The following is a 24360-nucleotide window of genomic DNA, read 5'->3' on the forward strand; positions in this document are numbered from 1 at the left end:
CCCCTCCCGCGTCACGTACGGCGTCCCGTCGGCTCGGCTGACGGGACACCGCCATAATGCTCGCGTGACGTCTCCTTCCCCCCACTCCGACTCCCCTGCCCCACGCCGCTTTCCGGTCGTCGTCGTGGGCGCCGGACCGGCCGGACTGACCGTCGGCAACATCCTGCGGGCCGCCGGCGTCGACTGCCTGGTCCTGGAGGCCGGAAGCAGAGAGTTCATCGAACGGCGGCCGCGCGCCGGGGTGATCGAGGAGTGGGCCGTACGCGGCCTCGAACAGCGTGGCCTGGCCGGCCCCCTGCTGGAGCGTGCGGAGCGGCACTCCGAGTGCGAGTTCCGCTTCGACGGCCGGGGATACCGCTTCCCCTATCGGGAATTGACGGGACGTCACCACTGGGTCTACCCGCAGCCCCTGCTCGTGACCGATCTCGTCCGCGAGTACGCCGACGTGCGCGGAGGCGAGATCCGCTTCGGCGTGCGGGACGTGCGCCTGCACGACCTGGACTCGGACCGGCCCGCCGTCTCGTACACCGACCCGGACAGCGGCGAACGGCTGCTGGTGCGCTGCGACTTCGTCGCGGGCTGCGACGGGGCCCGCGGGGCGAGCCGGGCCTCGCTGCCCGAGCGGGCGCGGATATCCCGGCACGACTACGGCATCGGCTGGCTGGCACTGCTCGCCGAGGCACCGCCGTCCTCCGACCGCGTGCTGTTCGGCATGCACCCCAACGGGTTCGCCGGACACATGCCCCGCAGCGCCGAGATGACCCGCTACTACCTCCAGTGCCCGCCCGGCGACGACCCGGACAACTGGTCGCACGAGCGCGTCTGGGACGAGCTCCAGCAGCGCCTGCGGGCGGCGGACCGCCCGCCGCTGACGGAGGGACGGCTGCTCGAGAAGCGTGTGCTGGACATGCACAACTACGTCGTCGAACCGATGGTGTTCGGCCGTCTCCTCCTGGCCGGCGACGCCGCACACCTCGTCGCGCCGATCGCCGCCAAGGGCATGAACCTGGCCCTGAACGACGCGTTCCTGCTCGGCGACGCCCTCGTCGCGTATCTGGCCAAGGGCGACCACACGGGCCTGGACGGCTACTCGGGGGCCTGCCTGCGGCGCGTATGGGACTACGAGGAGTTCTCCGAGTGGCTCTCCGAGATCTACCACGGCACCTCCCACGGTGACCCCTACCGGGCCGGGACCGCACTGGCCCGGCTCCGCCGGCTGTTCACCTCACCGGTCGCTGCGGCGGCCTTCGCCGAGCAGTACCTCGGAACGGCCACCGCGTTCTGAACCCACGGCGGCCGTCGCGGACGGCGGCCGCCACCGCGACCTGTGACGAGCGGCTCAGCGCGTCGCCTCGGCGACCCGCTCTCCGGCTCCTTCGGCGAGGCGGTGGTCCGCCGTCCTCAGCGCCTCCTCGACCAGGCGGCGCAGGTGTCCGTGCCGGAGTGAGTAGATCACCCGGCGCCCCTCCTTGCGGGTGTCCACCAGGCCGGCGAGCCGTAGCCGGGCCAGGTGCTGGCTGACGGCCGGCCGGGCGGCGCCGCACGCCTCGGTGAGCGTGGTGACGTCGGCCTCCCCTGCCGTCAGGGCGTGCAGCAGAGCCAGGCGGGTGCGGTCACCCAGCAGGGACAGGAGTTCGGCGGCGAGCGCGAACTGCTCCTCGCCCGGGCGACGCGGATGCGCATGATGTGCAGGTGATAGGTGCATGCGTGCGCTCATACGCACATAATGGCTCTCTGGACGCCGAGCGTCCACTCCCGCACACCGGAAGGGGTTCGACGTGAGCGACCGGCACCCTCAACAGCACGGGACAGGCGGACGTCCGCACGGCGAGGGCGGGCATCGGCACCCGCACGGTGACAGCGGGCACGAGCACGGCGGCCACCGGCACCCGTGCGATCACCGTGCGCACGGGACGAACCACGGACACCCGCACGCTCCCTCCCCAGGCCTGCGTCGTCGTCTCGCCCACCTGCTCAGCCCCCACTCCCATGAGACCGCCGACAAGCTGGACCCGGCGCTGGAGTCGTCGGCGCGCGGGACGCGGGCGCTGTGGGTGTCGCTGGCGGTGCTCGGCGTGACCGCGCTGGCGCAGGCGGTCGTGGTGGCCGTGTCCGGGTCGGTGGCGCTGCTCGGGGACACGGTGCACAACGGGGCCGACGCGCTGACCGCCGTCCCCCTCGGCATCGCCTTCGTGCTGGGGCGGCGGGCCGCGACCCGCCGGTTCACCTACGGCTATGGGCGTGCCGAGGATCTCGCGGGGCTCGTCATCGTGCTGACCATCGCCGCCTCGGCGGCCTTCGCCGCGTGGGCGGCCGTGGGACGGCTGCTCGACCCGCGTCCGGTCGGGCACGTGCCGGCGGTCGCGGTGGCCGCGGTGGTGGGCTTCGCCGGGAACGAGTGGGTGGCCAGGTACCGGATCCGGGTGGGCCGGGAGATCGGTTCGGCCGCGCTGGTCGCCGACGGGTTGCACGCCCGTACCGACGGATTCACCTCGCTGGCCGTGCTGGTGGGCGCCGCGGGCTCGGCCCTCGGCTGGCAGGCGGCGGATCCGGTCGTGGGGCTGGTGATCACGGCCGCGATCATGCTGGTGCTGCGGGACGCGGCGCGGGAGGTGTTCCGGCGGGTACTGGACGCCGTCGACCCGGCGCTGGTGGACCGGGCCGAGCGGACGGTGCGGGACGTGCCGGGCGTTCGGGAGGTGGGCGAGTTGCGACTGCGCTGGATCGGGCACCGGCTGCGGGCCGAACTCGCGGTGGTGGTGGACGGCGAGGCGACGGTACGGCAGGCGCACGCGATCGCCGTCGAGGCCGAACACGCCCTCCTGCATGCCGTACCGGGGCTGACCGCCGCTCTGGTGCACGCCGACCCGGCGCCGGCTCCGGGCGAGACGGACCCGCATCTGGCGCTGGCCCACCATGTGACGGCCTGACGCCTGAGAATGGCCGGTTGCCGGTGTGCAGGGCGGAGAACACGGCGGTGTACGGGCCGACGAGCCGGCCCGCAGACCGGCCGGCGGAGCGTCGGACCGATGGACGAGCCGGCCGGCCGCAGGGTCAGGCGACGCCGAGACCCTCCAGCACCACCGCGCCCGGCAGTTCCGCGAGTGCCTTGCCCGGTACCAGCAGCTTGCCGCGTCGGCGGCCGCTGCCGACCAGGACATAGGGCAGGTCGACGACGGCCGGGTCCACCAACACCGGCCAGCCGGTGGGCAGTCCGAGGGGGGTGATGCCGCCGTACTCCATGGCGGTCTCCCCGGTCGCCGTCTCCATCGAGGCGAACGAGGCCTTGCGGGCACCGAGTTGGCGGCGGACGACACCGTTGACGTCGACCCGGGTGGTGGAGAGCACCACACACGCGGCAAGGGTGGTCTCGCCACCCCGCCTGCCCGCGACCACCACGCAGTTCGCCGACTGCTCCAGCAGCTCGCGGCCGTAGTGCTCGACGAAGACGGCGGTGTCGGCCCAGGACGGGTCGGTGTCGACGTAGACGATCCGGTCGGCGGGGACGCCGCCCTGCCAGTGGCGTACGGCGTCGGCGACCGGGGCGGTCAGCTCGTCCAGGCAGTCCGGGGCGGGGGCGGCGGTGTCGAAGTCTCCGATGGGTGCGCGCATGGCCGCACGCTAACAGTCCGCTCCGGCGCGGCTCAGTGCACGGGTGGCACCGAGACGGCCATCACCATCTCCATCGGTTCGTGGCCGTCGTTGCCGTAGGTGTGCGACGTACTGGCCTCGAACGTGGCGCTCGCGCCGGCCGGGACGAGGTGCTGGACGCCGTCCACGGTGAGCGTCAGTTCACCGGCGGTGACATGGACCAGCTCGACCGTACCCGCCGGGTGCGGGTCGGAGGGGCTCCGCTCGCCCGGCATCAGCCGCCAGTCCCACATCTCCAGCGGGCCGGGAGCCTCCGTGCCGGCGAGGAGCCGGTTGTAGCTGCCCGCCTCGGTGTGCCACAGCCGTACGGCCTGTTCGGCGGGGACGACACGGACCTGGGGGCCCCGCTCGTAGTCGAGGAGCGTGGTGACGCTGACGCCGAGCGCGTCGCCGATCTTGACGACCGTTCCGATGCTCGGGTTGGTGCGCGCCTGCTCGATCTGGATGAGCATTCCGCGACTGACGCCGGCCCGGGCGGCGAGCACGTCGAGGGTGAAACCCCGCACCGAGCGCCAGTGCTTCACGTTGCGCGCCAGGGACTGGGTCAGGAGTTCGAGTTCCGACACATTCCGTCCAAACATCCAAGATGGTTCATTGTTGTGAATAACGTAGTCCAACTGACTGAACTACGGTGAGGCGCACCCGCTCGTGCAACGAACTGTACTGCGAGGCATCGTGACAGCATTCTTCGCCCTGACCACCAGTCTCCTGTGGGGGCTGGCCGACGCCGGCGGCGGGCCGCTGACACGGCGTACCCCCGCGCTGACGGTCGTGGTCGTCTCGCTCCAGTTCGCGGGCATCGCCGTCCCCGTCACCGGCGTCGTCCTCGCGGGCGGTCCGCAAGGCGGGGCGCGGCCGTCCAGCGGCAGGCGATTCCGCTCACGCTGGTCGCGGCGCTGGGCTTCGGCACGCGATCGCCGCCCAGCACGGCCCGGTCACCGTGGCGGCCGTCCTCGCCTCGCTGTACCCGGTGGTGACCGCGCTGGCCACGCGGGGCTTCCTCAGCGAGCGGTCGCGTGCGGTGCAGGCGGCGGGTGCGGGCCTGGGGCTGCTGGGCACGGTGCTGCCGGCGACCGGCTGAGCCCGGGTTTCGGTCCGGTCGCGTCAGCTCTCGGGTTCCAGTTCGGCAAGCCGCGCCACCCCGTCCTCGTCCAGTTCCGCCAGCGCCCGCAACTGGTCCGGCGTCATCCCTTCCGGGATCGGCACCGGGGCCGGGGTCCTGAGCGGCGGCTGCCAGCCGTCGTCGGGCGTCCAGCGGCGTACCACGCGGGCCGGTGCCCCGGCCACGACGGCATGGTCGGGCACCGTGCCGCGTACGACCGCACCGGCCGCCACGACCACGTTCCGGCCGATCCGCGCGCCCGGCAGGATCACCGCGCCGGTGCCGATCCAGCAGCCCGGGCCGATCTCGACCGGCTCCATCCGCGGCCACTGCTTGCCGATGGGCTCGTGCGGGTCGTCGTAGGAGTGGTTGGTGGAGGTGACGTAGACGTAGGGACCGAAGTAGCAGTCGCTGCCGATGGTGACCGCCGTGTCGGCGATGACGTGGCTGCCGCGGCCGAGGACCACTCCGTCGCCGATGCGCAGGATCGGGTCCGGGCCGAGATCGAGGTCCGGCATCAGGCCGGCGGTGAGGGTGACCTGTTCGCCGACGATGCAGTGGGAGCCGAGGTGGATCCAGGGTTCGCCGAAGACCGTGCCGAGCGGGAAGGCCAGCCTGGTACCTGTTCCCATCGCGCCGAAGCGGAAGCCTGCCGGGTGCTCGGATGTGATGGAGCCCGCCCGCTGCGCCCAGGCCCAGGTCGCGTGGACGGCACGCTGGGTGAGGCGGCGGCGCCAGGATGAGAACGTGTTCTTGCGCTTCGGCACGCGCCTTACGGTACTCAGAGGGGGGCGCCGACGGAGTCCGGTCCGCTGTGATCTTCGCCCTACGGGGTGGCGTACGGTGCGGGTGCAGGCCGGACGTGAGGAGAACGGTGATGACGCACAAGGCACTGGTCGTGGGCATCGGCGGCAAGGAGCCCCAGGTCGACCCGGAGGCGTTCGTCGCGCCTACGGCCTCGGTGATCGGTGACGTGACCCTGCGTGCGGGGGCGAGTGTCTGGTACGGGGCTGTCGTGCGCGGCGATGTCGAGAGGATCACCGTGGGGGCCAGCGCGAATGTACAGGACAACGTCACCCTGCATGCCGATCCGGGGTTTCCGGTCAGTGTCGGGGAGCGGGTGTCCATCGGGCACAACGCCGTGGTGCACGGCGCGACCGTCGAGGACGACTGTCTGATCGGGATGGGGGCGACCGTGCTCAACGGGGCCGTGATCGGCGCCGGATCTCTCGTTGCCGCTCAGGCGCTGGTGCCCCAGGGGATGGTCGTGCCACCGGGGTCGCTGGTGGCAGGGGTACCGGCGAAGGTGAAGAGGGCGTTGACCGCGGAGGAACGGGAGGGGATCACCCTCAACGGCACGATGTACCAGGAGCTGGCGAAGGCGCATCGCGGGGTGCACGAGTAGCCGCGACGGCGGGTGCGATGCCTGGGGAACGTCTCCTGCGAGGCGGATTGGCGTACCCCAGGCCTCAGGTCAGCGGCGGTGCCTGGAGCGGCCGGTCCCCGGCATCCACCAAGCAATGCACCATGGTCCCGGTCGAGCGCGGTGGTCCCGAAGGCGAGTACCAGCAGACAGAGCCCTGCCAGTCGCCGGACGGGCGTGGATGGCTGGCGCCCCACACCACGCGGGATCCAGAAGACGCGCGTGATGCGCTGGACGACCGCGTACTTCTGCATGACTCGCGTCCAGCTCGCCCGGGCTCGTCGCGCCCACGCGACGAAGCCGCACGTCGATACAGCCCCGCGCCCCCGGGAGGGGGACTCACTCCCCGGCGCTCACCGGCTCCGCCTCCGGCTGTGTCGCCTGGGCCTTCTTCGCCTTGCGCTTCACGATGAGCATGGACGCGAGGCCGATCACCAGAGCCGCCACGAGGCCCAGGTAGGAGAACCTCTTCAGCCAGTCCTCGGCGACGATGCCGACGTAGTAGATGACGGCCGTCGTGCCACCCGCCCAGCAGATACCGCCGAGGACGTTGGCGATCAGGAACTTCCAGTACGGCATGTGCAGGACGCCCGCGAGCGGGCCGGCGAAGATGCGCAGGAGGGCGACGAAGCGGCCGAAGAAGACGGCCCACATGCCCCACTTCTCGAAGGACCGCTCGGCGGTGGCCACATGGCCCTCGCTGAAGTGCCTCGGGAACTTCCTGCCGAGCCAGGCCAGCAGCGGGCGGCCGCCCTTGCGGCCGATCGCGTAGCCGATGGAGTCACCGATCACGGCACCGGCGGTGGCGCACACGCCGAGCACGACCGGATTGACGCCCGAATGCTGCGAGGACATCAGCGCCGCCGAGATCAGGATGATCTCCCCCGGCAGCGGGATGCCCAGACTCTCCAGGCCGATCACCAGAGCCACCAAGGCATAGACGGCGGCCGCGGGCACCGAGTCGAGCCATTCCTGGACGTGCACCGCCGGTTCCTCCCCTGTCACTGTCCTTCGCTTCGGGGCCGCGCATGCGAAGCGTGCCCCACGGGAAGGCTACCTGGTCGGTTGTGAACGGCGGCTCGCGCGCACCCGCCCGGCCGCACCGCACCGCCGCGCCCTCGCTCCTTCGGTCTTCGGACAGGCCGTTGTCACGCGGGAGGGGAAGGCTCCCCGCGATTTCGCCCGGCCCGCCTCCCCAGGGCCCCGCCGCGGGGCCCGTTGCGGAAGGACGACATCCCCGTGTCCTCACTGTCCCCGCTTCCCCCGCTTCCCCCGCTTCCCCCGCCTCCCCCGTTTCCTCCGCCCTCCCCACTTCTCCCGTCTCCCCCGCTCACCCCCGTCTCCTCCGCTGCGTTGACCGGGCAGGAACCCGCTCCCGGGCCCGGGGTCGCCTGCGCCGGTCCCGGCACCCCGGCCCGGTCGGTCTCCCTCCTGTCGGCCCGGCCCGTGCGGCTGGTTCTGTGCCTGGCCCCGGTGCTGCTCGCCGGGGGCTGGGCCGTCACCAACCGGCCCGTCCTGGACGAGGGGATCCGGCGGCTGGTCTCCGCCGACCCGCGGTGGCTGTCGGCCGGGGTCGGCTTCACCTGCCTCAGCTGGGTGGCGGCCTCGTGTGTCCGGCAGGGCGCCCTGCCCGGCCGGCTGCCACCGGGCCTGCTGCTGGCCTCGCAGTTCGCCGCCGGTGCCGCCAATCACGTGCTGCCCGGCGGGCTCGGCGCCCATGCCGTCACCCTGCGCTTTCTGCGGGCGCGGGGGGTGCCGCTGGACCGGGCCACCGCGTCGATCGGCCTGTACTCGCTGGCGAAGTCCTCCGCGAGGACACTGGTGCTGCTCGTGTTCCTGGCCGTCTCGCCGGCCTGGCGGCGCCTGGGTGAGCTGGTCCCGGACGGGCGGCTGCTCATGCCCGCCGCCGTGGCGGGCGGGGTCCTCGCGGTCGCGGGGCTGCTGCTGATGGTCGTACGGCCGCTGCGGCGGCCGGTGGCCGGGCTGGCGCGGTCGGCTCTCGCCGACGCGCGTGCGGTGCACTCGCGGCCCTGCCGGGTGTTCGCGCTGTGGGGCGGAGCGGTCGCGATGCCGCTGGTGCAGGCGGGCACCCTCGCCTGTGTCGGGGCCTCGCTCGGGCTGGGGCTGCCGTGGGAGCAGGTGACGCTCGCCTCCCTCGTGGCGGGCTCGACGGCCGGGGCGGTACCGGCGCCGGGCGGGCTCGCGGTGGACGCGGCGCTGGTGTGGACGCTGGTCGCGTTCGGCTCCCTGCCGGCGGTGGCCACGGCGACCGTGATCGGCTACCGCGTGCTGACCGACTGGCTGCCGCTACTGCCCGCCGCCCTGGTGTTGTCGGCGCTGATCCGCGCAAAGGCGCTGTGAGCGCGGGTCACTCAGGGTGGGCCGCCGAGGCCACCGATCACACCCGGCAGACCACCGGGACCACCCGTAGACCACCTGTCACGCCCGGCCGGCCACCAAGGTCACGGCTCATGCACGGCGGGCCACCAGGCGGTAGGCGTTGGACAGGCCGAGGGGGTGGGACAGGGGGCGCAGGGCGAAGCGGTCGAGGAGTGTCGCCGTGACGAGGGCGGGTACGCCCGCGAGGAGCAGCGCGGTGCGCAGGCCGCGCCGCAGCACGCCGGGCGGCTCGGGCAGCCAGGGCGCGTCCTCGCGCGGGGCGGTGTGGTCGAGGGCCAGCCAGACGGCGGCGAGCAGGTCGACCGGGTCGTGCGGCTCGGCGTGCTGCTCCGCGACCACCGTGAAGCCCAGTTCGGTCAGCCGCCGCCGCAGATTGGCGACCGGTATGAAGTGCAGGTGCTGCGGCTGGAGCCAGGGCAGCCACCAGCGGCCGAGGATGCGGGCGTAGCGGCTCTCCGGGTCCGGGACCTCGATCAGGAGGTGACCGCCGGGACGTACGGCCTCGTGGGCGGCGCGCAGTTCACGGTCGGGGTCGGTGCAGTGTTCCAGGTAGTGGAACATGCTCACCACGTCGTAGCGGGCGGCCAGTTCGGGGGCGAGGGCGGGGAAGGCGCCGCGGTAGGCGTGATGCACGCGGCCTTCGCGGGCGGCGAGTTCCACGCCGTCGGTGAAGTCGAGTCCGTCGAAGGCGGTGCCGGGCAGGACGGTGCGGGCGGCCTCGCAGAAGTGGCCGTGGCCGGTGCCGACGTCCAGCCACGTCTTCGGGCCGGGGTCGTGCGGCAGCATCGCCTCCGCCCGGCTCCGGTACATCGCGCCTCGGCCGCCGAAGGTGCCGCTCATCCGCTGCTCGCCCAGGCCGTCGTAGAAGTCCCGGTAGTAGAACTCCAGCCCCTCCTGCGTGAGTTGAGGGTTCTGGAAGATGTGGCCGCAGTCGGCGCAGCCGTCGAGGACGAAGCGGCCGGGCTTGTGCTGGAGCAGGTCGGTGGTCCTCAGGCGGGCGGTGAGCCGACCGGAGGAGCACCAGGGGCAGGTGGTGCGCCGGGGGGCGAGGAAGCGGTCGGTGCCGGTGGCCAGGTCGGTCCGGTAGGCGGGGCGCAGGGCGGCGATACGGGCCGTCTTGTCGTCGCTGTGGTCGCTCATGGGCTCTCCGCTGCGAGTCGTTCGAGGTGGGCCGCCGCGGCCCGGGCACCGCCCGCCGCGCGGAACGCGGTGCGGACCCGGACGGCGGCGGCCCGGGGGGCGGGGTCGTGCAGGACGGTGTCCAGGGCCTCCCCCAGCCGGGCCGCGGTGACGCGGCCGAACCGGACCCGGACGCCCGCACCGCAGTCCACGACCTGCCCGGCCACCACTGGCTGGTCGTCCCGGATGGGTGCGACGACGAGCGGGACGCCGTGCCACAGGGCCTCGCTCACGGTGTTGTGTCCCGCGTGACAGACGACGGCGTCCATCCGTGCCAGGAGCGGGAGTTGCGGCACGGACGGCAGGATCAGGACGTCCTTGTCGCCCACCGTGCCGAGCAGCGTGCCGCCCGGGTCGGCGAGCACGGCTTGCACCCGGTCGGCGCGCTCCCGCAGCGCGGCGAGGCACTCGGTGAGGAAGCGGCCGCCGGTGTCGGCGTTGGCCGTGCCCAGGGTCACCAGCACCTTGGCCCGGCCGTGGTCCAGCCATTCCCAGGGGAAGCCGGGGGTGGCCGGGCGGCCGGCGAGCGAGGGGCCGACGTAATGGATGTGCGGTGCCGACGGGGCCGACGGCCCGATGAGTTCGGGTGTGCTGAACACCAGCAGGAGGTGCGGCGAGAAGCGCGGATCGGCGCTGCCGGTCGGGTCGCCGATGCGGGCGCGCAGCTCGGTCAGGCGCAGGCGCAGCCACCGAGCGACCTTGGGCAGGCCGTCGTAGGCGCCGGTGAACTCGGCCGAGGTGGTCGCGGAGGTGGCCCACGGCAGCCCGAGGTGCTCGGCCACCAGGGCGCCTGCGAAGGCCTGCTGGTCGGCGACCACCACGTCCGGGCGGAACTGCGCGACGGCTGCGCGGACCCCTGGCGCCATCGCGTCGGCCAGCGGGATCAGGTACCACTCCCAGAGGAACTTCAGCGCCTCCGCGCCCCGCATCTCCGGCGGTCGTACGGCGCCCGCGGCACCCGGCACGGGACCCGCGCAGCCGAACACCTCGGGGTCCGCGCCCGCGAGCCGCCGCACCAGCGCCGGGTCGGCGCACGCGAAGGCCACCCGGTGTCCGTGTGCGGTGAGGCGGGCGGCGACGCCGACGGCGGGGTTGATGTGCCCGGTCAGCGGCGGGACGGTGAAGAGGAAGGCGCTCACCGGACGCCCGCCCCGGCCCGGATCAGGTCCAGGATGTGACCGCCGACGCTGCCGGGCGCCTCGACCAGCACCGAGTGCTCGTGCCCGGGCAGCACGACCGCACGGAAGCCGGACAGCAGTCCCTGCTTCAGCGGCACCAGGTCCACCAGGTCCGAGTCGCCGCCGTACACACCGAGGACCGGACAGCGTACGGCCCTGATCTCGGCCTCGGTCAGCACCCGGCTGGCCGGGATGTCCCGGCCGAGGGTGGTCTCGCGGGCGAGCCGGGCCGCGCCCTTGGCGAGGCGGGCGGTGTTGTGGCCGCGGTGGGCGGTGATCCAGGCGATCGCGTCGGGCTCGTTGTGGGCGAGTTCCGCTGTCACCCGGCGCAGGATGCGCCCCAGTTTGGCCGCCCAGGCCGCGGTCGCGGGCTCGGACTCGATCAGCGTCAGGCTGGCCGTGCGGTCGGGGTGGCGGGCCGCATAGCCGAAGGCGACGGTGCCGCCGTAGGAGTTGCCCACGAGGTGCAGGGGCCCGGTGACCCCCAGGCGGTCGAGGAGTGCCGTGAGATCGTCGATGCTGTGGTCCAGGGTGTAGCCCCGGGGCGGCCGCTCGCTGCGGCCGTGCCCGCGCAGGTCGTACATGACGACGTCGAGTCCGGCGGTCGCGAAGGCGGGGGCGACGGTGAAGTAGTAGCTGGCCAGGCTGTCGGTGAGCAGTCCGTGCACCAGGACCACCGTGGCGAGCGGGGCGCGGCCGCTGGCGGGGCCCATGCGCTGGACGTGCAGCCGGATGCCGCCGGCGTCGACCATGGCCATGGCTCAGCCCGCCTGCGTGGACTTCAGGCTCCACACCACGTACTCCACGAGCCGGCCCACGGTCAGCTCGATGATCTCGTCGAACTCCATGCCGGCCAGGAACTCGGCGAGGTTGACCCGTTGCCCGTACCGCTCCTCCAGCAGACCGGCCAGGGTGACGAGGTCGATGCTCTCCAGTTCCAGGTCGCGGTTGAAGGTGGTGGACATGCCGATCACCACGTCGTCGTCGCCGTAATCCGCCAGCACCGTGCGGAGCATGCCGGTGACGTCGGCGAGCACGGTGTCGGCGGTGGGCTGCGCCGGGGCCGGCGGGGTGGGGTTCATCGGGTGTACTCCTCGGCTGCTGGGTCGTGTTGTCCGTCGTCGGCTCCGGGCCCGGTCGTCCAGGCCACCACATAGGCGCGCTCCGGCAGGGTGGGCGGGTTGGCCACCGGCGCGCAGTGCACCGTGTAGGCGCGTTCCAGGCGGCCGGAGACCAGCAGCCGGCTGCCGTCCGGGGCGGCCTCCAGCACGGCGAAGTCCCTCGGGCGTCCGCCGAATCCGACACCCTCGGCCTTGGCGACCGCCTCCTTGGCGGCCCAGAAACGGGTGAACCACAGGGCCTGCGGGCCGGTGCCGTCCGCCGACCGGGCGCGCAGGAGCCGCAGTTCGGCGGGGCCGAGCGCGGTGGCCGGGGTCGCCGGGTCGCGCACGGTGACCTCCTCGATGTCGATACCGGGGCCGGGCCGCGGGGTGTGCGGCCGTACGATCGCGACGCCCGCCTCGCCCCGGTGGGCGAGCGAGACGTCCAGCGCCGGCAGGGCGCGGCCGTGCACGCCGGTGACGTACGGGCGGCCCGCTTCGTCGTTGCGGACCCGGATCTCGGCCGGGAAGACCGGCCCTTCGCCGTGCTGCCAGAGCCACTGGCGCACGGCGTCCTTGACCGCGATCCGGCCGAGCAGCCACTGCCGGCGGCCGCGCGGTGGGCGGCGTGCGTACTCGGCACGCTCGGCGCCGCCCAGCGAGTTGCGCATGATCAGCTCGCGTGAGGCGAGGTCCGGCCACCGCTCGTGGACCAGCGCCCAGCCGCCGGGCCGGGCCACGGAGAGGGTGTGGCGATCGGGAAAGCGTTCGACGGGCCGGGTCGTCGGGTCGTTGTCGAAGCGGCGGTCCTGCCAGCCGCTCAGCACGGCCCACACCCGGCCGCCGGCGGTCAGCTCCGCGTCCGCCTCCAGGACGGTGTCCGTGAGCGAGGTGATCCGCACCAGGCAGCGGACCTCGGTGCCGGGGGCCGGGTGCGGTCCGTGGAAGCGCATCTGCCTCATCTGCACGGGGAAGACGACGGTCCGCTCGGTGCGGGTCGCCATGATCCAGTAGCCGAGCAGCTGGCCCACGTTGTCCAGCAGGGCGCCGGGTGCGGCCGGTGCGGCGATCACGCCGCGGATGTGCCGTTCGCCGATCGCGACCAGTTCGGTGAGTCCCTGGAACCCCGGGCCGTGGAACATCCAGCGGTCGCGGTACAGCTGGGCCGCGGTGTGCTCGGGGATGCGTTCGGGGGTGTCCGGGGCGGGGCTGGGCGGGGGTGGCGCCGGATGGTGCGGGGCGAGTTCGACCACGGCCCGGGCTGTGGGACCGAAGCCGACGGTGACACGGTCCGGCTGACCGGGGCTCGGAGTGACGGTGACCGGTACGTCGACGGGGGGTGTGGCGGTGAGCCACCGGTCGAACCGGGCCCCGTGCACGGCGACCGCCCGCAGGCCGGGGGCCGCCGCCTCCGCCGCGTCCATCATGTACCGGACGATCGTGGTGGCGGGCACCACCGGCCAGCGGTCCTCCAGGTCCGGCCAGCCGGGGCGCTGCGGGAAGAAGCAGTGATCCAGGAGGTGGGGCATGGTCTGCGGGGAGACGCGCAGGGTCGTCGTGACGGTCGCCGACGGCGGGGCGAGCGGGGGGAGGTACGGGTTCGCGCCGGCCCTCGAAGGACCGGTGGGCGGAGGCACGTTCGGGTCCGCGTGGGCCGTCGGGGGCCCGGCGAGCGTGGGAGGGGCGGTGGGCGCGGATCGGCGGTGGGCTGCCGTGATCAGCTCCGCCGCCGTGTCCGCGGTGTCCCGGAGCAGGGCGGAGAGTTCGGCGGCGGCCGGGAGGCGCGGGGCGAGGCCCTCCAGCGGGCTCGGAGCTTCCTGGGTGCGCGTGCCCGGCCGCAGCTCCGCGCGCAGCGCGTCGAGGACCGGCCCGTCCAGCGACACCAGGGCACCGCCGAGGTCGAGGCGGACCGGCGGGCGCTCGGTGCCGGTCCGGACTGCCGCCGCGCGCGCTGGTACGGCCGGTGCCACGGCCGCCCCCGCCGTCCACAAGGCCGTGGTCGCGCGCCGCAGTTGGGCCATGCCACCGTGATGGGGCGAGTTGGCGGCGACGGCCAGGTGGTCGCGGTCGCCGAGGGTGTCACCGATCAGGGAGGTCAGCCGACCCGGGCCGGTCTGGACGAAGACGCGGTGCCCGTCCGCGTACAGGGCCTCGGTGAGCTCGCGGAAACGGACGGGTTCCAGCAGATGCCGTACGAACAGCTCGCGCACCGCCGACTCCGTCTGCGGGAAGGGCGCCGCGGTCGTCCCGGACCAGACCGGCACGGTCGGCGGGTGGATGCGGAAGCGGTCGGCGGCCTCCTTGATGGGGGCGAGATACGGTTCGAGCATCGGCGTGTGGAAGCCGGAACGGAAGGGCAGCACCTGGCAGAGCACGCCTTGGGCACGGAGGGACCGTACGAACTCCTCGACCGCCGCGTCCGGCCCGCAGACCATGGCCTGGCGGGGCGCGTTGTCGTGGGAGAGGACGATCCCGGAGTCCGCCCAGGTCTCGGCGAGCGCGGCACGGACGTGTGCGGCGCGGGTGCCGACGGAGGCGAAGACGAGTCCGGGGACGGTCACCGCGTCCGGGTCGAACTCGGCCATGAAGGCGTCCACTTGGGTGGCCGAGTACAGTCCGGCGGCCACCATCGCCGTCCACTCGCCGACGCTGTGCCCGGCGACCGCGTCCGGTACGACGCCGATGCGGCGCAGCGCCCGGTCCAGCAGCCGGCCCACGCCGACGACACCGAAGCCGTGCCGCCCGACATCACCGACGTGGACGTCCGTGCCAAGGACCGGGGGCAGGCCGAAGTGGGCGGCGATGTCGTCGGTGCGGGGTGTGAAGTCGCCCTCCAGACCGGGGAAGACGAACGCCAGTCTGCCGCCGGCACGGCCGAGCAGGGGGCCCGGCCGGAACCACACGTCGTTGCGCCCCTGCCAGGCCCGGCCCTTGGCGACCGCGCGGCGGGCCAGGGCGAGCCGCTTGGCGGTCGGGTCCACGACCCCGAGCCGGACGGGGCCGGCGTCCGGATGGGGCCGGCTGGGGTCGAGACCGGCGGCGAGTACGGCGGTGTCGTCGGCGTCGAGGAGGACGGCGAGGTCGTCCGGGCCGGCGGCGGAGAGCAGCAGGATGCGCTCAGGCTCTGTGACGTGCGCGGCGGCGACCGCCGGCAAGGGAGCAGAGGCCGGCGCCGAAGGGGGCGCGGAAACGGACGGCGGCGAGGGTGTGGAGGCCGGCGCGGGCAAGGACGCGGAAACGGACGCCGGCGGGCGTGCGGAGGCGGGCGCGGGACGGGGGTGCGATATGTCCTCCGGCGCTGGCCGGCCGTCGGTCCCGCCGAACCCGCCGAAAGACGGCGTGGAACGGCCGTGCGAGGCCACCCCCGGTGCCATCCGGCCGTCGCTCCCGCCGAACCCGGCGGGAGCAGGTGCGGAGTGCCGCCGCGGGGCCTCCTCCAGCACCACATGGGCGTTGATGCCTCCGAAGCCGAAGGCGTTGACGGCGGCCCGCCGGACCGGCAGCCGCGCGCCATTCCGCCAGGGCCGGGCCCGCTCGAGGATGCGGAAGCGGGTGCCGGCGAGTGCGGGGTGGGGGTCGTCGCAGTGGAGGGTGGGCAGAAGGGTGCCGTGGTGCAGGGCGAGGGCGGCCTTGACCAGTCCCGCCACCCCGGCGGCCGGCATGGTGTGCCCGATCATCGACTTCACGGAGCCGAGGACGGGGCGATCCTCGCTGCCGTATGCCGTCCCCGGCCCGAACACCTCGGCGAGGGTGGCGAGTTCGGCGGCGTCACCGGCAGGCGTGGCCGTGCCGTGAGCCTCCAGCAGACCGATCGAGTCCGGTGCGGCGGGGTCGAGTCCGGCGGCGTGCCAGGCCTGGCGTACGGCCCGGGCCTGGCCGCCCGGGTCGGGGGTGACGAGTCCGGCCGTACGGCCGTCACCGGCCACGCCCGTTCCGCGGATCACCGCGTAGACGCGGTCTCCGTCGCGTTCGGCGTCGGCGAGGCGTTTGAGGACGACGACGCCGGTGCCCTCGCCGATGAGGATGCCGTCGGCGTCGCGGTGGAAGGGGCGGATGCGCTGACTCGGGGACAGGGCGCGCAGTTGGGAGAAGACGCTCCAGAGGGTGATGTCGTGGCAGTGGTGCACTCCCCCGGCCAGCATCACGTCACAACGCCCGGTGGCCAGTGCGGTGACCGCCTGGTCGACGGCGACCAGGGAGGAGGCGCAGGCCGCGTCCACGGTGTAGGCGGGGCCGCGCAGGTCGAGCCGGTTGGCGATGCGGGAGGCGGCGAGGTTGGGGACCAGGCCGATCGCGGAGTCGGGGCTGTCCGGACCGAGTCGCCCGGCGAACGCCGCCCGTACCCGGTCCAGTTGGGCGGCGGACAGCTCGGGCAGCAGCTCGCCCAGGGTGCGCACCAGCTGTCCGGCCGTCCGCACCCGCTGGTCGAGCCGGGCCAGGCCGGGGCTGAGATAGCCGCCGCGGCCCAGGGCCACGCCGACCCGGTGCCGTTCGGGCAGCCGTTCCTCGCCGCCTGCGTCGGCGAGCGCGGCGGCGGCCACGTCGAGGGCGATCAGCTGGTCGGGCTCGGTGCCGGGAACGGAGGCGGGCATGATGCCGTAGCGGGTGACCTCCACCTCGGCCAGGCCGTCCACGAATCCGCCGCGCCGGCAGTAGACCCGGTCGGGGACGGCGGGACCGGCGGCCGAGCCGGGGTGGTAGTAGTCGGCGTCCCAGCGGTCCGCGGGGACGTCGCGGATCGCGTCGACGCCGTCCCGCAGGTTGCGCCAATAGGCGCCGAGGCCGGGGGCGCCGGGCAGCAGCACCGCCATCCCGACGATGGCGACGGGTGTCTGACGGTATGTCATGTCACCAGCCCGAGGCGGTGTAGACGACGGCACGGGCCGACGGATCGCCCCAGGCGAGTTCCCGGAGCAGGGCCGCGGTGCCCTCGTCGGGGTCGATCAGCCTCACCCCGCGGCGGGCGTACTCGCGGCCGAGTTCCGCGCCGACCATGCCGGTGTGGGTGCCGGACGGCGCCCAGGGACCCCAGTGGACGGTGAGCGCGCGGTGGCCCGTGCGGGCGGCCCAGTCAGCGCCGAGCGCTTCCATGGCGTCGTTCGCGGCGGCGTAGTCGGCCTGTCCACGGTTGCCGAGGACGGCGGCGATGCTGCCGAACAGGACCGTGAACGCGGGTGCCTCGGGCAGGTCGTCCAGGGCGGCGAACAGCGCCGCGGCCCCGGCCGTCTTCGTGCCGTACACCCGCTGGAAGGATTCGGGGCTCTTCTCGGCGATCAGCCGGTCCTCGATCACCCCGGCGGCGAAGACGACCCCGTCGAGCCGGCCGTGCTCGGCATGGATCTCCTTGACCGCCCGCAGGACGGCGTCCCGCTCGCGGAAGTCCACCGAGCGGTAGCGGGCCGCGCTGCCGAGAGAAGTGAGTTCGGCCAGGGTCGTGGCGATCTCGCGCTGGGCGAGGATCAGTTCGGCGTCCCGGTTGATCTCGGCGGGACGAGCAGCGCCGGACCCGGCGGCGAGCGCTGCCCGCAGGTCGGCGAGGGTGCGGGCGGCGGCGGTCCCCGGGGCCTCGGGGCCGGTGGGTGCGGGTGTGCGGCCGAGTAGTTCGACGCGGCACCGGGCGGCGCCGGCGAGCGTGGCCGCGAACCTGGCGGTGATGCCCCGGGCGCCGCCGGCCAGCAGCACCACGGAGTCCCGGTCGAGACCGAGCGCGGCGGCCTCCGCGGCACCCTCTCCGGCGGGTCCGGCGCCGGTGGTGCCCAGCAGGCCGAGCGGCGCGGGCACCAGTTCGAGTCCCTGTCGGCTTCCGGCCGCCGTGCGCAGGACCACGGGGGCCGGCTCCGGGGCGAGCAGCTCGGCGAGCACGGCGTCGGCGACGGCCGCCGGGGAGATGTCCCCCACGGCCACGACCCGGGCAAGGAGGTCGGGGTACTCCCGGACGACGGTGCGGAACAGGCCGTCCAGCCCTGCCGAGCGCAGCGTCCCGGCCCGGTCGGCGGCCCGGACGGCCAGCAGCCGGCGCGGCCCGCACGCCAGCGCCGCCCGGAGCACCGGGAAGGCGACCGGCAGCACCGGGAGGTCCGGGCCGGCCAGCGCGCCCAGATACACCACACCGTCGACCGTTCCGTCGGCGGCACCGAGGAGATGGCTCCCGCCGAGGAGGACGACATCGGCACCGTGCCCGGCGAGCCGCGCCGCGACCTCGGCCGCCACCCGCCCGGCCTCCATGCCGCCGTCGGCCCCGGTGCCGCGCCTCGTGTCACGCCCGGTGCCGCTCCCGCTGCCACCCTCGCCGTCGCCGTCGCCGAGGACGGCGAACCGCCGGCCGGACAGCGCGGAGCCGGGATCGGCGGTGGGGTCGGGCTGCGGAAGAGGGACGGGCCGCACCTCGCAGCGCTGCGGAGCCGCGGTGTGCACCGCCTCGGCCGGTTCCCCGGCCGGTTCCCGGGCCGGTCCGCCACCGTCGGCGCTGTTCGCCCCGATCCGTGCCGTGAGCCAGCTCGTCACCGCCGCGGCCGTGCGGGCCTTGGCCAGTTCCTCCAGCTCCGCGTCGTCCAGCAACTCGGCGCCGCCCGCGATGCCGAGGCGTTTGGCGAGTTCGCCCGCTATCTCGGCCCGCTTGATCGAGTCGATGCTCAGGTCCGCCTCCAGATCGAGGCCGGGCTCGATCATGTCGACGGGGTACCCGGTGCGTTCGCTGATGACCTCCAGCACGGCCCGCTCCACGTCGTCCACCGGCCCTTCACTGCCGGCAGCGGGCGACTGCGGCTCCGGGGACGGCACTCGGCCGGATTCCGTGGGCTGCTGAAGCGGTACGGGCGCCGCGGTGGGTGCCGGTGTCGTGGCACCGAAGTAGGTGAGCAGCACATCACGCTGGGCGGCGATCATCTCCCGACTGGTGCGCAGGTATTCGGAGATCAGGGCGTCCCGGTCGGCCGGGGCGCCGTACGGCTGGTCGGTCGTCACAGTCGTCTCCAGGACTCGTCGGGCCGGTGCGAGGGCACCGGGGAGGGGGGCTCCGTCGGCGGTGCGGACGAGGTGTCCGTCAACCGTCCAGCCGGGCCGCTCGGGTGCCGGGGTGCGCAGCGCGTCCACGGCGTCGCGACCGTGGAACAGCCACGCGGTGCGCACCGGGAGTCCCGCGACGGCGAGCTCGGCGAGCGCGTCGAGCCAGCCGGGCAGGCCGCTGTCGGCGTGGGGCTCGCAGGCGACCGTGCGGTGCGGGCGGTCGCCGAGGATCTGCCCGACGAGCCGGGTGAGGACGGTACCCGGGCCCGCCTCGACGAAGATCCGCGCGCCCGCCTCGTACATCGCCTCGATCTGCGCGGCGAAGGCGACCGGGGCACCGATCTGCGCGGCGAGTTCGGCCCGCACCGCGCCGGGGTCCGGCGGGTACGGGGCGGCGGTCCGGTTGGCCCATACGGGGAACTCCGGGGCTCGTACGGTCTTGGTCGCGAGGATCTTCGCGAACCGCTCCCCCGCCGCGGCCACCACCGGGCTGTGGAAGGCGCAGGCCACGGGGATGCGCCGCGCACCGAGACCGGCCGCGCGCAGCAGGCGTAAGGCGGTGTCGAGATCTGCGGTGGGGCCCGAGATCACCGTCTGCTCGGGCGAGTTGATGTTGGCGACGACCACCGACCCGGGTGCCCCGGCCGTGCGCAGGGCGCGGCCGACCTCCTCGGCGGGGGCTCCGACGGCGGCCATGGTGCCGGGTTCGTCGCCCGCCGCAGCCAGGATGGCGCCGGCCCGCTCGGCGCTCAGCTCCAGCAGCGTCTGCGGATCGAGGGCGCCGGCCGCGGCGAGCGCGGCCAGCTCGCCGTAGCTGTGCCCGGCGGCCAGATCGGGGTGGACGCCCGCGGAGGTGAGGAAGGCGTGGGCGACGAGACCCGTGACGCCGAGCGCGGGCTGTGCGGTCCGGGTGTCGGTGAGCGCGGCCCGGCGCCGCTCGCGGGCGGTGTCGTCGAAGGCGGCCGGCGGGTGGAGCAGGCCGGCGTGGGCGCGGGCGAGGTGCAGGTGGTGGCGCAGCTCTGGGAGGGTGACCAGGAGGTCCGCGAGCATGCCGGTCCGCTGGCTGCCCTGGCCGGGAAAAAGGAAGGCCACCTTGCCGGCCACCGGGTCCGCGAGCCGCGTTCCGGCGGCGGCCTTCCTGCCGTCCGGCGGATCCGCCGGACGGACCCCGGTGTGAGCCATGCCGCCGTCCGGCGGATCCGCCAGATACACCCCGGCCGCCGGATCGTGTCCCCCGGTGAGGACCCGTCGCAGCTGCCCGGTCAGCTTGTCCGCGTCCCGGGCCACGATCGCGGCCCGTACCGGTTCGTCGGAGGTGTCCGCGCGGCGGGCCGCGGCCAGGGCGAGGTCGCGCAGGCGCCAGGGGCGGCCGTCGGCTTCTGCGGCCCGGAGCAGCTCCGCGACCTCGCGGTGGGCCGCCGCCGTGTCCCGCCCCCGGAACAGGAGCAGCTCGGCGGGCCAGGCGTCCAGGGTCTGCCGGGGCGGTACGGCGGTCTCGTGCGCGGCCAGCACGGCGTGGAAGTTGGTGCCGCCGAAGCCGAACGCGCTGACGCCGGCGAGGCGTTCCGCGGCCGGGGCCGGCCAGGGCCGGGCCCGGGTGTGGAAGACGAACGGGCTGTCGTCCTCCGTCCAGGCCGGGTTGGGCCGCTCCAGGTGCAGGGTGGGCGGCTTGACGCCGGTGTAGAGGGCGAGGGTCGTCTTGATCAGGCCGGCGAGTCCGGCGGCGCACTTGGTGTGCCCGATCTGCGACTTGACCGAGCCGAGCGCACAATCCCCGTTCGTGGCGCCCGCCTCGGTGAACACCGCGCTGAGAACGGCGAGTTCGGTACGGTCACCGACGACGGTTCCGGTGCCGTGTGCCTCGACCAGGCCGACGTCGGCGGGCGAGACACCGGCGTTGCGGTACGCGCGCTCCAGCGCGGCCCGCTGGCCTTCGGGGCGGGGCGCGGTCAGACCGAGGGAGCGGCCGTCGCTGGCGGAGCCCAGGCCCTTGACCACGCCGTAGACGCGGTCGCCGTCGCGTTCGGCGTCCGCGAGCCGTTTGAGGACCACGCAGGCCACGCCCTCACCGAGGGCGATGCCGTCGGCGGAGGCGTCGAAGGCGCGGGACCGGCCGGTCGGGGAGAGCGCGTGAACGGAGGAGAAGAGCACGTAGTCGTTGATGCCGTTGTGCAGGTCGGCGCCACCGCACAGCACGACGTCACTGGTGCCGGTGACGAGTTCCTTGCAGGCCACGTCGAGGGCGGCGAGGGAGGAGGCGCAGGCGGCGTCGACGGTGTAGTTGGCACCGCCGAGGTCCAGGCGGTTGGCGATCCGGCCGGAGATGACGTTGGCGAGCATGCCGGGGAAGGAGTCCTCGGTCAGCCGGGGCAGCTGATCGTCCAGCCCCTCGGGGACCTTGCCGTAGTACGACGGGAGGACGGCGCGCAGAGTGACGGCGTTGGACAGGTCGCTGCCCGCTTCGGCGCCGAAGACGACCGAGGTGCGCGAGTGGTCGAACTCCCGCCCCCGCTCGCCGTATCCGGCGTCCTCCAGTGCTCTGCGGGCCGCTTCCAGGGACAGCAGCTGGACGGGTTCGATGCTGCCGAGGGAGGCGGGCGGGATGCCGTAGCGCAGCGGGTCGAAGGGGATGCGGGGCAGGAAGCCGCCCCATTTCGACGCCGTGCTGCCGGCGGCGTGGTGCACGGCGGGGTCCCAGCGGTCGGGCGGGACCTCGGTGACGGCGTCGTGTCCGGAGACGACGTTCGCCCAGAAGGCGGCGAGGTCGGGGGCCTGCGGGAACATGCAGGCCATGCCGACGATCGCGACGTCGAGTGGTGCGGGAGGTGCGGGTTCGGCCGTGGTGCGGCGGCTCGGCCGTGAAGCGCGGGCGGCTTGCGCGGCCCGCGCGGTCAGGAAGTCGGCGGCCCCGTCGGTCACCGAACGGTGCAGGTCCGCCACGGTGGTGGTCGCCGCGCACAGGACGGCGACCTCGCCCGCCATGAACAACCCGTCGGTGAGCTGTCTTTCCTCCCCGACCGCCTGCAACTCGCCGTCGGCGGCGCGCTCCAGGCCCTTGCTGGCGATACGCAGCCGGCCCACGTTGAGGCGTTCCAGTGCTTCCCAGACTCCCCGGCCGGATACGCCCTCCGTCCGTAACGCGGCCTCCTGAACACGGTAGTTGTGGGTGAAGGGGCTGGGTACACAGCGGGTCGCGTGTCCGGGTGCGGTCTCCAGCAGGGCGGTCTCGGTGGCGGCGACGACCTGACGCTGGAAGAGGGGCCGGATGGCGTGGTGCGTGACGGCTTCCTCGGTGAACAGGTAGGCGGTCCCCATGAGTACGCCGACGGCGGCGCCCCGGGCGGTGAGCGGCGCGGCCAGGGCGGCGACCATCGCCGCCGACCGCTCGTCGTGGATGCCTCCCGCGAAGAACACCTCCAGCCGCCGGGCCGTCTCGTCACCGGTGCCCGCCTCGGCTGTGGCACCGGTGTCCGCCAGGAAGTCCTCGAGCACGGCGAGTTGGGCCTCCCACAGCGGGAAGGAGGTCCGGGGCCCGACATGCCCACCGCACTCGGCCCCCTCGAAGACGAACCTGCGCGCCCCGGCGTCCAGGAACTGCCGTAGCAGCCCCGGCGAGGGCACGTGCAGGAAGGTGTGGATCCCGGCCCGTTCCAGCGCCTCGGCCTGGGCGGGCCGGCCGCCCGCGATGATCGCGTGCGTGGGCCGCAACTCCCGTACGGCTTCGAGCTGGGCCTTTCTGATGTCCTCGGGTGCGAAGCCGAGCACGCCCACGCCCCAGGGCCGCCCGTCGAGTACGGCGTGTGCCTCGGTCAGCATCGCCCGGGTGCGTGCCCCGTCGGCGAGGGCCAGCGCCAGGAAGGGCAACGCCCCGTCCTCGGCGACGGCCGCGGCGAACCCCGCCTGATCGCTGACGCGGGTCATCGGTCCCTGGGCCACCGGGAGCCGGGTACCGAGCGCCCGGCTCATGACGGACCCTGCCCGCAGAGCCCTGACGGCCACGGCGACGTCCGCCTCCGCAGCGTCGCCCGGCCCCTCCCCACCGATCGGGACTTCACCGCCGGCCGGACCCGCGCCTCCACCCTGCCCTACACCGCCGACCGGACCCCGGCCTCCGGCCGGCTCGACGGCACCGCGCGGCTCCGCAGCCGTCGTCCCGGCCGGCGCCGCCGGAGCGGTCACCCCCCGAATCGCCTCGGACAGCGCACGCACCGTTCCCCGCACATCCCCCCACCGCTCGGCGAAGCGGGCGGCGAGGGAACCGTCCTGACCCACGGGGAGCAGGTGGCGGCGGAGGTCGCGGGCGCCCAGCAGGGACGCGACGGTGTCGGGATCGTCGGCGGGTGGTTGCGGGGCGTCCGGCCCCCGTCGGCGCAGTACTCGGTGCCCGCCCAGCACCACGGTCTCCGAACCGTCGAGGGACCGCAGCGCGGCCCGGATCGCCTCGGGCAGCCGGGACTCGGCCAGCAGGGCCAGTTGACTGTCGAGGACGACCCCGGCCGCTCCGCCCGCGACCGCGGCGGCCGCCGTACGCGGCCCGATGCCTCCGCGGGCCCAGATGGGCAGGCCCTGCAACTCCTCGTCGGCCAGCAGCTGTTGCAGCAGGACGAAGGTGCTCAGCTCACCGACGCGGCCGCCGCCCTCGGCCCCCCGGGCGATCAGCCCGTGGGCACCGGCACGGCGGGCCTCACGCGCCTGTCCGAGGTCGGCCACTTCCGCCAACACCCGGTGCGTCTCGATGAGGTGGTCCACACGCCAGGGGGCGTCGGAGGCGAGGACCACGGTGTCGGGGACACCGTCCAGGTCGACGGGGGCCAGGGCGCAGCGCCCGGTCACCCGTACGCCGAAGGGTCCCGGAGCGGCCCGGCTCAGCCGGGACAGCTCCTCGCGGGAACGCCGGTCGCCGGTGTCCAGGTCGAGGACACCGAACCCGCCGGCGGCGGAGGCCGCAGCGGCGAGGTCCGCGTCGGGTTCACCGAAGGGGGTGATGCAAAGGATCAGGTCATGGGCGCGCACAGGGGAGGTCATGATGCTCCGGCACAATCGGCGAGACAGCACGGTGGGGGGTTTGTGCGGCGGGACTCTCTGGTGCGAGGGCATCGGAAACTAGCGAGGGCTTACTCACGGGTCAATAACGCTGGACCCTTTTCGCGTGCGGGGGCATCGATTCGGCCAGTCCGCAGAATTCCCCGCAAGGGCCTGGAAATCCGAGCAATTGCCTGCGCCGGTCAGGACGCAGGAGCGCCGCGGCCCGCATGCCACACCGCCACCAAGCCCGCCAAAGCGTGCGACCTGAATTCCGCGTGGCCTTCACGCAGTGACGAG

15 protein-coding genes and 1 pseudogene are annotated in these 24360 nt (G+C 74.2%); 5 read left to right on the forward strand and 11 right to left on the reverse strand.

Annotation, left to right across the window (positions count from 1 at the left end):
* Positions 1-64 precede the first annotated feature (64 nt).
* A complete protein-coding gene (locus tag ABZ079_RS17535) occupies positions 65-1285 on the forward strand; it encodes a 4-hydroxybenzoate 3-monooxygenase (RefSeq protein WP_356940319.1) in 1221 nt (406 codons plus the stop codon).
* A 54-nt stretch (positions 1286-1339) separates the two neighbouring features.
* Here the strand turns inward: ABZ079_RS17535 and ABZ079_RS17540 are convergent, their stop codons facing one another.
* Entirely contained in the window at positions 1340-1717 is a 378-nt protein-coding gene (locus ABZ079_RS17540) for a metalloregulator ArsR/SmtB family transcription factor (protein WP_356940320.1), read from the reverse strand.
* 61 nt (positions 1718-1778) lie between these two features.
* Here ABZ079_RS17540 and ABZ079_RS17545 point away from each other — a divergent pair, with 61 nt between their 5' ends.
* Positions 1779-2930: a cation diffusion facilitator family transporter gene (locus ABZ079_RS17545; protein ID WP_356940321.1), complete on the forward strand. Its 1152-nt coding sequence runs from the start codon at positions 1779-1781 to the stop codon at positions 2928-2930.
* Positions 2931-3054: 124 nt separating this feature from the next.
* On the opposite strand, the gene ABZ079_RS17550 is transcribed toward ABZ079_RS17545, so the two are convergent.
* A complete protein-coding gene (locus ABZ079_RS17550; RefSeq protein ID WP_356940322.1) occupies positions 3055-3612 on the reverse strand; it encodes a YbaK/EbsC family protein in 558 nt (185 codons plus the stop codon).
* Between the two features lie 32 nt (positions 3613-3644).
* A complete protein-coding gene (locus ABZ079_RS17555) occupies positions 3645-4217 on the reverse strand; it encodes an XRE family transcriptional regulator (protein ID WP_356940323.1) in 573 nt (190 codons plus the stop codon).
* A gap of 109 nt (positions 4218-4326) precedes the next feature.
* Between ABZ079_RS17555 and ABZ079_RS17560 the strand changes: the two are divergent.
* A pseudogene (locus ABZ079_RS17560) lies at positions 4327-4732 on the forward strand (EamA family transporter).
* Positions 4733-4755: 23 nt separating this feature from the next.
* Here the strand turns inward: ABZ079_RS17560 and ABZ079_RS17565 are convergent.
* Positions 4756-5520, reverse strand: coding sequence for an acyltransferase (locus tag ABZ079_RS17565; protein WP_356940324.1), 765 nt, complete (start codon positions 5518-5520; stop codon positions 4756-4758).
* A gap of 110 nt (positions 5521-5630) precedes the next feature.
* On the opposite strand from ABZ079_RS17565, the gene ABZ079_RS17570 reads away from it, so the two are divergent.
* Positions 5631-6158, forward strand: coding sequence for a gamma carbonic anhydrase family protein (locus tag ABZ079_RS17570; RefSeq protein WP_356940325.1), 528 nt, complete (start codon positions 5631-5633; stop codon positions 6156-6158).
* A gap of 357 nt (positions 6159-6515) precedes the next feature.
* Here the strand turns inward: ABZ079_RS17570 and ABZ079_RS17575 are convergent, their stop codons facing one another.
* Entirely contained in the window at positions 6516-7160 is a 645-nt protein-coding gene (locus ABZ079_RS17575; RefSeq protein ID WP_356940326.1) for a DedA family protein, read from the reverse strand.
* 369 nt (positions 7161-7529) lie between these two features.
* Here ABZ079_RS17575 and ABZ079_RS17580 point away from each other — a divergent pair, with 369 nt between their 5' ends.
* The gene (locus ABZ079_RS17580) at positions 7530-8537 is read left to right on the forward strand and encodes a lysylphosphatidylglycerol synthase transmembrane domain-containing protein (protein WP_356940327.1); all 1008 of its coding nucleotides are present in this window, start codon (positions 7530-7532) and stop codon (positions 8535-8537) included.
* A gap of 108 nt (positions 8538-8645) precedes the next feature.
* Here the strand turns inward: ABZ079_RS17580 and ABZ079_RS17585 are convergent, their stop codons facing one another.
* From ABZ079_RS17585 to ABZ079_RS17610, 6 genes are read right to left on the reverse strand one after another with little or no spacing between them, the layout of a single operon-like run.
* A complete protein-coding gene (locus tag ABZ079_RS17585; RefSeq protein ID WP_356940328.1) occupies positions 8646-9716 on the reverse strand; it encodes a class I SAM-dependent methyltransferase in 1071 nt (356 codons plus the stop codon).
* Positions 9713-10894: a glycosyltransferase gene (locus tag ABZ079_RS17590; protein WP_356940329.1), complete on the reverse strand. Its 1182-nt coding sequence runs from the start codon at positions 10892-10894 to the stop codon at positions 9713-9715. Before ABZ079_RS17590 ends, ABZ079_RS17585 begins: the two co-directional genes overlap by 4 nt.
* Entirely contained in the window at positions 10891-11691 is an 801-nt protein-coding gene (locus tag ABZ079_RS17595; RefSeq protein ID WP_356940330.1) for an alpha/beta hydrolase, read from the reverse strand. Before ABZ079_RS17595 ends, ABZ079_RS17590 begins: the two co-directional genes overlap by 4 nt.
* A gap of 3 nt (positions 11692-11694) precedes the next feature.
* Complete coding sequence (locus tag ABZ079_RS17600; protein WP_356940331.1) at positions 11695-12015, reverse strand: acyl carrier protein; 321 nt, start codon at positions 12013-12015, stop codon at positions 11695-11697.
* On the reverse strand, positions 12012-16880 hold the full coding sequence (locus ABZ079_RS17605) for a beta-ketoacyl synthase N-terminal-like domain-containing protein (RefSeq protein WP_356940332.1): 4869 nt from the start codon (positions 16878-16880) through the stop codon (positions 12012-12014). The genes ABZ079_RS17600 and ABZ079_RS17605 overlap by 4 nt, the downstream gene beginning before the upstream one ends.
* 1 nt (position 16881) lies before the next feature.
* Positions 16882-24063, reverse strand: coding sequence for an SDR family NAD(P)-dependent oxidoreductase (locus tag ABZ079_RS17610; RefSeq protein ID WP_356940333.1), 7182 nt, complete (start codon positions 24061-24063; stop codon positions 16882-16884).
* Between the last annotated feature and the right edge of the window lie 297 nt (positions 24064-24360).

It is taken from the genome of Streptomyces sp. NPDC006314 (assembly GCF_040613075.1).
Taxonomy (GTDB): domain Bacteria; phylum Actinomycetota; class Actinomycetes; order Streptomycetales; family Streptomycetaceae; genus Streptomyces.

Excerpts from the sequence above, each read along its gene's own strand:
- ABZ079_RS17595 (WP_356940330.1), bottom strand. The coding sequence starts at position 11,691 with ATGGCCATGGTCGACGCCGGCGGCATCCGGCTGCACGTCCAGCGCATG.
- ABZ079_RS17600 (WP_356940331.1), bottom strand. The coding sequence starts at position 12,015 with ATGAACCCCACCCCGCCGGCCCCGGCGCAGCCCACCGCCGACACCGTG.
- ABZ079_RS17605 (WP_356940332.1), bottom strand. The coding sequence starts at position 16,880 with ATGACATACCGTCAGACACCCGTCGCCATCGTCGGGATGGCGGTGCTG.
- ABZ079_RS17540 (WP_356940320.1), bottom strand. The coding sequence starts at position 1,717 with ATGAGCGCACGCATGCACCTATCACCTGCACATCATGCGCATCCGCGT.
- ABZ079_RS17585 (WP_356940328.1), bottom strand. The coding sequence starts at position 9,716 with ATGAGCGACCACAGCGACGACAAGACGGCCCGTATCGCCGCCCTGCGC.
- ABZ079_RS17570 (WP_356940325.1), top strand. The coding sequence starts at position 5,631 with ATGACGCACAAGGCACTGGTCGTGGGCATCGGCGGCAAGGAGCCCCAG.
- ABZ079_RS17550 (WP_356940322.1), bottom strand. The coding sequence starts at position 3,612 with ATGCGCGCACCCATCGGAGACTTCGACACCGCCGCCCCCGCCCCGGAC.
- ABZ079_RS17610 (WP_356940333.1), bottom strand. The coding sequence starts at position 24,063 with ATGACCTCCCCTGTGCGCGCCCATGACCTGATCCTTTGCATCACCCCC.